General features: G+C 40.3%; 2 protein-coding genes. Both read right to left on the minus strand.

Features of this window, described 5'->3' with window-relative positions:
- Positions 1 to 201 (minus strand): transposase zinc-binding domain-containing protein (locus OM074_RS21105; protein ID WP_301202699.1); only part of this gene is annotated, 201 nt, incomplete at its 3' end.
- Complete coding sequence (locus tag OM074_RS21110; RefSeq protein ID WP_301202700.1) at positions 194 to 1,081, minus strand: tyrosine-type recombinase/integrase; 888 nt, start codon at positions 1,079 to 1,081, stop codon at positions 194 to 196. The genes OM074_RS21105 and OM074_RS21110, both read right to left, overlap by 8 nt.
- Positions 1,082 to 1,180 lie beyond the last annotated feature (99 nt).

Consider the following 1,180-nt stretch of genomic DNA (forward strand, 5'->3'; position numbering starts at 1 on the left):
ATGCCTGTTACGACAGCTGTGCATTACATAATGGACCGAACCACAAGAAGAACAAGCCAATACCGAGCCACCCAGTTGAGGCGTTCTGCACGAAGTCAAAGCCCTCAATACTTTGAGTTGATGTTTAGTAAGCCCTCTTAATTTTAAAAGATCCGGTAAAAAGCGTCTGATTATACTCCCAATGTCATTGCGGTCAAACATTGGGATATATTCTGCTTAAAGGACTAAACCCGGCATTCGGATTAGATTGCGCAATGTGCAGGTACATCATTGTAGTCCTGATTTCGGCATGTCCCATCTGGTTTTTCACACTCACAATATCCAACCCCATCTCTAACAGGTGGGTGGCATAACTATGTCTGAGGGTATGGATACACACATTTTTTTTAATGCCAGCCTTATTGACCGTAGCTCTAAAAGCATGCCTAATACCGGTCCGGCTAAGTTGTTGTCCCCTGATTTTACCATTGAATACCCAGCTTTCGGGACATACAGTTTGGAGATACTTGTGAAAACCCTTGATCGTAAGGTCGGACATGGGTACATAGCGGTCTTTTTTATGTTTGCTTTGACGTATATGAATCTGTTTACGATCAAAATCCAGATCTTCAATTCTAAGGTTAACAACCTCTGATATCCTAAGGCCACAGTCGTAGATTACTGCGAACAATACTCTGTGCTTTAAAAGCTTAGGTGTGTTCAAGAGTGTTTTGATTTCCTGTTGCGAAAAAACCACTGGTAAGGCTTTACTTCCTTTAATAGAAGGAAGGGCCAGGTATAGCTCCTGATTTTTAAACATGGTAAACAAGGTCCTTAAACCATAAACCAGGTGTTTAAACGAACTCCTGCTGGGTTTTTCGTTAAGTTGAATTTCAAACAAATACTCTTCCATCTGGTCAATGGAAAGTTCCAAAGGCGAGCATTTAAAATGTAAAACCATCTTAGAAATCTGCATCAGGTAATTACGTGTGCAAGATTCTGATTTGCCGGCAATGGTATACTTACGAAGAAATTGCTCGCTGATTACTTTAAACTCTGGAACCGCCGTAGTGGCTTGTTGTAGGAAAGAATCTCTACTCATTGTCTTTATATTTAAAATTAATAATGGTAGAAGATGTAATTATCTTACGAATTTTGTTAGTTTTAGCCTAAGCCCCCGCTTTGCGGGTTTAGTTCAACA

Source organism: Plebeiibacterium marinum, from assembly GCF_026013615.1.
Lineage (GTDB): Bacteria > Bacteroidota > Bacteroidia > Bacteroidales > Marinilabiliaceae > Saccharicrinis > Saccharicrinis marinus_A.